The following is a 6,140-nucleotide window of genomic DNA, read 5'->3' as shown; positions in this document are numbered from 1 at the left end:
TAGCAGCTCAGGATTACATCACCAAAGGGTATTTAGGTGGAAAACAAGCCGTCGCTTTGCCTATTTTCCAACGTCCTGGTACCAACGCGATTGAAACAGCCAATCAGATCAAAGCCGAAATGGAAGATATCGCGGCTGAATTTCCACCAGGCATGACTTATGAGTTTGCCTACAACCCGACAGACTTTATCGAACAATCGGTTGATGCAGTAAAAATGACCGTTTATGAAGCCGTCTTTTTGGTGGTCATTGTTATTCTGGTTTTCTTACAAACCTGGCGTGCAGCGATTATCCCTATTGTGGCTATTCCAGTATCTCTTATTGGTACGTTTGCGGTTATGTCAGCCATTGGTTTCTCGTTGAACAACCTGACTTTATTTGGTCTTGTTTTGGCGATTGGTATCGTGGTGGACGATGCGATAGTCATCGTTGAAAACATGGAACGGAATCTGCGTAACGGTCTATCCCCTCGTGAGTCAGCTCGTAAAACTATGGATGAAGTAGGTTCAGCATTAATTGCCATGGGGCTGGTTTTGGTTGCTGTATTCCTGCCTACCCTGTTCCTTGAAGGCATTTCAGGTGAGTTTTACCAAGCCTTTGGTATTACCATCGCTGTAGCCACCATGATCTCGGTCGCTGTATCACTGACCTTATCACCAGCACTCGCGGCCATTTTGATGAAGTCACACGATCAGGATAAACCAGAGAAACCCGTTAAATGGTACCGCTCACCGGTAAAAGCATTTTTCAATGGTTTCAACCGTGGTATGGAAGGCTTATCAAATCGCTACGGCTGGTTTGTCGGTAAAACCATTCGCATGGGACTGATTATGTTAGTGATTTATGCGGGCCTGATGACCTTAACCGCATTTCAATTTAACCGTGTTCCGACCGGGTTTATTCCGTCACAAGATCAAGGTTCGTTGATTGTTGCTATCACATTGCCTGACGGCGCCTCGTTTGATGCTACGGATAAAGTGGTTCAGGCGGTGACTGAAGAAATGTTAGCCGTACCCGGTCTGAAAAACGCGGTTGGTTTTACAGGGTTTTCTGGCGCGACAAGAACCATTCAATCTAATGCCGCCGTGATATTTACACCACTAGAACCATTTGAAGATCGTATAGCTAAAGGCATTGAATATCAGACTATCTTAAGTGATATGCGTGCTGTGGCTGCCAGCTTCAAAGAAGCCAAGGTGGCGGTATTTGAACGCCCTCCTGTGCCCGGTATTGGTAGTGCTGGCGGCTTCAAGATGATGCTGCAGGATCGTGGTGGCCGTGGCTTAAAAGTATTAGAGCAAGCAGCAACCGATATGGCCGCTGCGGCAAATAGCCCTGATAGCCCTGCTACTACGGCTGTTTATTCTTTCTTTAATACTAATAATCCGCAAATCTATTTGGATATTGACCGTAATAAAGCGGAACGACTGAACGTACCTGTGCCTGATGTGTTTGAGGCATTGGAAGTGTTTATTGGTTCAGTCTATGTTAATGATTTCAATTATTTAGGTCGGACATTTAGAGTAACTGCTCAGGCTGAAGCTGAGGATCGTTTATCCGTAGATGATGCACTTCGAATCCGTGTCAGAAGTACTAATGGCGATATGGTGCCGTTAGGCTCGTTTGCCACTGTGCGTGATACCTCTGGCCCTTCTCGAGTGCCACGCTATAACTTATATCCAGCAGCAGGTGTTATGGGCAGTAGTGCGGAAGGCTTCAGTAGTGGCCAAACACTTGATGCCATGGAAGAACTAGCAGAAAAAATTCTGCCTGATGGCATTGGTTATGAGTGGACTGAAATTGCCTATCAGGAGAAAGCAACCGGTGATACTGCTGCTTTGGCTTTCCTACTGGCTGTTGTGTTTGTGTTCTTATTATTGGCTGCGCAATATGAAAGCTGGGCATTGCCGTTCTCTATCATCCTGATTGTACCGATGTGTCTGTTATCAGCCATCACCGGTGTGTATCTGGCGAAGATGGATAACAATATCCTGACGCAAATAGGCTTGGTCGTGCTGGTAGGTTTAGCATCAAAAAATGCTATATTGATTGTTGAGTTCGCCCGAGAGCTGGAGCGTCAGGGACGTTCTGTCTGGGATGCAGCCGTTGAAGCAGCCAGACTACGTTTACGCCCTATTTTGATGACATCCTTCGCTTTCATTCTAGGTGTTGTGCCCATGGCCATCGCCCAAGGCGCTGGTGCTGAAATGCGTCAGGCATTAGGTATCGCAGTATTTTCAGGCATGCTTGGCGTGACCTTCTTCGGGTTAATATTTACCCCAGTGTTTTATGTGATTTGTCGTCGGGTTGCGCTTTACTTCAAACCTGAACAGGCGACAGGAGAAAAATCATGAACAAAATGATCTTGTGTACCTTAATTAGCCTGTCCATCACTGGCTGTGCTCAATTTCGAGATTATCAGTCACCCACGACGGATAAGACGGTTGAAGCGACACAACTGAGTGATGACACCTACGAGTTTGCTAATGCACAGCAACCTATCGCAGATTGGTGGACAGCTTTTCAGGATCCACAATTAACGCAACTCGTTGAAAAAGCATTAGTACATAATCTGGATGTACGGATTGCACTGGCGAACCTACAGGCGGCTCGTGCTTTATCCAGAGCAGTGGGTTCAGATAGATACCCGACAGTCGATGCAAACGGTGGTTATAGTCGTAACCTGTATTCTGAGGAAACACAAAATGCGAACACTCGCGCTGCTGATATCTATGAAGCAGGCTTTGATGCCAATTGGGAATTAGATATTTTTGGACGTGTCAGCTATGGCATTGAGTCACAACTGGCTCAGGAACAAGCTATCGCCGCCGACTTGCAACAAATGTATGTCAGTGTCGCCGCAGAAGTCGCCAGACAATACTTTACTCTACGCGGGGCACAGTATCGTTTGGATATTGCTGAGCGAAATGCTGAAAATCAAAATGAAACCTTTGAATTAACAGAAAGGATATTGAATGCCGGTGGCGCCAGTGCTCTGGATGTGAGTCGTGCCAAAACACAACTCAGTCTGACTCGCTCCACGATTCCACCATTAAGAGCGCAGATAGATTCGACCATAAACAGTCTTTCTGTTTTAACAGGGCAAGTACCAGATGCTTTACGTAGTCGTTTGTCTGAGACTAAGGCTCTACCGACATTACCGCTAACAGTAGCCGTGGGTGACGTGCAACAGTTGCTTACCCGACGCCCAGATATCCGCTCAGCTGAACGTTCATTGGCGGCCAGTGTGGCGGATTATAATCTGACCGTGGCGGATTTATTTCCCAAGGTCAGTATTCTTGGCTCTTTAGGTTTTATTTCTACTAATTTGAGTAGCTTTGGTACCACAGCCCTCGCTGGCTCAATTGGTCCATCGATCAGTTGGCAAGTCTTTGATCGTGATCGCTTGAAAGCATATGTCGATCAAGCTAATGCCCAAACTAAAGTCGCGCTGGCACAATATGAGAAGACAGTATTATCAGCACTTGAAGAATTACAGTCCGCGATGAGTGATTTTTCTAACGAGGAACAACGGCGTGCTGAATTGCAAGAAGCTGCGGCTTCGGCAAAACAATCTGCCACCATGGCCAGAAATCGCTTTGATAGTGGCTATGATAATTTTCTTGATGTGCTAGATGCTGAACGAACATTACTGGAAGCAGAAGATACCTTAGCAAATAGCGAAATTACTTCAGGGCTTAATTTAGTCACTATTTACAAAGCCTTAGGTGGTGGCTGGCAAGTCAAACCTCAGCAGCGTTAATATTATGAGGGCGTTGGCGCACCATTAGTGCCATTAAATGGCGTTGGTTGTTGTCACTGATTTTAGAGCCGAATTTGCTGTTTGCATTAAGCCACTTCACAATAGCTGCTGAAAATGGCTTATCCCCTACAAATCCGGTATCACAATAGTTCTTCATTGTGTGATATTTTTGTGCTGCATTTATTCTGCTTAAATTATCTTTGAAAAGAAGATAGTTTTGACCATTGCCATAAGCAGACTATCTAACATGTTTGATTGAATCTACTACGAAGGAAAGTGACGTGAAAAAGTTTAAAGATGTCGATAATATTGCGGAACAGATATTCAACGATAAGATTGGCAGACCAGCATATGCATTCGGTCTATGGCTTGCTACACTTCAAGCAAAAGAGCTCGGTATAAAAAAGCTGAATATATTTGAATTTGGCGTTGCGACTGGCGCCGGACTGATAAACCTGTGTGACATCTGCGCCATCATGACTAAATCTACAGACATGCAATATGATATTTATGGCTTCGATTCAGATATTGGTATGCCAGCACTATCAAGTGGATATAAGGATCATCCTGAGCTATGGCATGAAGGACAGTTCCTTGTTGACCATGATGAGATAAGAAAAAAATTGCCTGAAAATGCTCAACTCATTTCAGGAAATATTGCTGATACGATAGAACCTTTCTGTCAAGAACATTTATCTAATGACGCACCGGTTGGTTTTGTTGCTGTAGATGTAGACCTTTACTCTTCAACCTTATCTGTATTTGAGCTTTTTAAACATAATAATCCTGAGCTTTACCTCCCCGTCACTATTATGTATCTAGATGATATCAATGACTTACTGACCAATAACTCATGGTGTGGCGAAATGTTAGCAGTAAGAGAATGGAATGATCAAAATGAACTTCGTAAGATGGAAGAAATGCGTATTAGACAGAATCATAGCCCAGCGGGCTGGCATGATCACATATATGGCCTACATGTGCTTGATCATCCTGTTCGCAATGGCAAACGTCCAGATGTATGTTTAGACATCAATATAACTGCAATTTAATCAATTCTTACAGAAACCAGTTCCGATAAATGATTTATTATTTTTTTTCAAACTAGCTTAGAGAGAAACGAAGTCGTATATAACAAAACAAATCCCGACCGTTTTTAGTTATTTAATCTTGAGGTAAAAAATGATTGCCTCCCAAGCTTTTATATTTATCTGTCTTAATAAGTAAAATATTTACTTGCTAGGCATATCTGCTGCTTGTCTGATAACGCATTGCTGACAAATACAGGCTTTGCCTCTCTGAGTTGAAGGTACCTGCTCTAAAAGGGTCTGGCTAATTATCATATCCGCTTTATGACACCAACAATCAGCCGGGTTACTATCGACTGATAAATTGCCACAAGCGTTTGGACCACCACATATGGGACATCTGTCAGTGCAGACGCTTTGACTCTCAGTCATATGTGATGAATTTTATCCAGTCGACTCACATTGTCTCCAGCCCTAATAATCCGCTGGTGATATAAGTTCAAGCCAGTCTGTCAGTGTCAGCGGTTTGTAAAAATAAAAGCCCTGAATCAAGTCACAAGACTTCGAGCGGAGATACTGTGTTTGAATTTCTGTTTCGACCCCTTCTGCAACCACTTTTAACTTTAAGGCTTTGGCCATTGATATCACCGTATCAACGATCGGGTATTCCCCTTTCTCAGTATTAATTTTGTCAATAAACGATTTATCGATTTTTAATTCATCAATTGGCAATTGGCTTATATAACTCAGGTTGGATTGTCCTGTACCAAAGTCATCAATCGCAACCCCAAATCCGGCTGTTTTGAGAGCATGAATAACTGACGTCAACAGATTGATATTCTCTGCCATGACTGATTCTGTCACCTCGAAAATAATCTGGTGAGTGGGCACATTATGCTTTTTACAAATGGCTTCGAAGGTGTCAACTAACTTGGTATCAGCGAGTTGTCGAATACTGAGATTAACTGATATTTTTTTGTGAAAGTCTGGAACGCGCTGTCGAATCAATTTGAGCATTTCACACACTTGCTCAAGCACAAAATAGCCAACGTCTATTATCACACCTGTACTTTCTGCCACACCGATAAAATCTAATAGATTGAGTGGTTCTGAATGTATGTTATCCCAACGTAATAGTGCTTCAGCAGAATCCACCTGATTGGAGGCATTGATTTTCGGTTGATAGACGACACTCAGCGTTGAGTAATCCAGGCCACTTAACATGGACTGAGCCAGCGCTGCGACTTTCACAGTTCTGCCATAGTTGGTGTTTTCTACAAATATGAGCTCACCAGATTTCCCGGTTTGTTTATAGTTTTTCAGTGCATCTTCCAGCATAGGTAACATGG

5 protein-coding genes are annotated in these 6,140 nt (G+C 43.5%); 3 read left to right on the top strand and 2 right to left on the bottom strand.

What is annotated here, in order from left to right; genetic code table 11:
• The 3 genes from B4K20_RS12045 to B4K20_RS12035 all read left to right on the top strand — a co-directional run.
• Positions 1-2,354, top strand: a 2,354-nt coding sequence (locus B4K20_RS12045) for an efflux RND transporter permease subunit (RefSeq protein ID WP_289283055.1), incomplete at its 5' end; no start/stop codon positions are given.
• Positions 2,351-3,763, top strand: coding sequence for an efflux transporter outer membrane subunit (locus tag B4K20_RS12040; RefSeq protein ID WP_289283054.1), 1,413 nt, complete (start codon positions 2,351-2,353; stop codon positions 3,761-3,763). The genes B4K20_RS12045 and B4K20_RS12040, both read left to right, overlap by 4 nt.
• Before the next feature lie 281 nt (positions 3,764-4,044).
• The gene (locus B4K20_RS12035) at positions 4,045-4,815 is read left to right on the top strand and encodes a hypothetical protein (protein WP_286304614.1); all 771 of its coding nucleotides are present in this window, start codon (positions 4,045-4,047) and stop codon (positions 4,813-4,815) included.
• A gap of 180 nt (positions 4,816-4,995) precedes the next feature.
• Here the strand turns inward: B4K20_RS12035 and B4K20_RS12030 are convergent, their stop codons facing one another.
• Together B4K20_RS12030 and B4K20_RS12025 are read right to left on the bottom strand one after the other, a co-directional pair.
• Positions 4,996-5,223 (bottom strand): cysteine-rich CWC family protein, encoded by a 228-nt coding sequence (locus B4K20_RS12030; protein ID WP_289283053.1) that lies wholly within the window; start codon positions 5,221-5,223, stop codon positions 4,996-4,998.
• A 42-nt stretch (positions 5,224-5,265) separates the two neighbouring features.
• Positions 5,266-6,140, bottom strand: an 875-nt coding sequence (locus tag B4K20_RS12025) for an EAL domain-containing protein (RefSeq protein WP_289283052.1), incomplete at its 5' end; no start/stop codon positions are given.

It is taken from the genome of Methylophaga sp. UBA5088 (assembly GCF_002414625.1).
Classification (GTDB): Bacteria; Pseudomonadota; Gammaproteobacteria; order Nitrosococcales; family Methylophagaceae; genus Methylophaga; species Methylophaga marina.
The sequence above is the reverse complement of the archived record's forward strand: the minus strand, read 5'-3'. Positions and strand labels throughout refer to the sequence as shown.

Excerpts from the sequence above, each read along its gene's own strand:
- B4K20_RS12030 (WP_289283053.1), bottom strand. The coding sequence starts at position 5,223 with ATGACTGAGAGTCAAAGCGTCTGCACTGACAGATGTCCCATATGTGGT.
- B4K20_RS12040 (WP_289283054.1), top strand. The coding sequence starts at position 2,351 with ATGAACAAAATGATCTTGTGTACCTTAATTAGCCTGTCCATCACTGGC.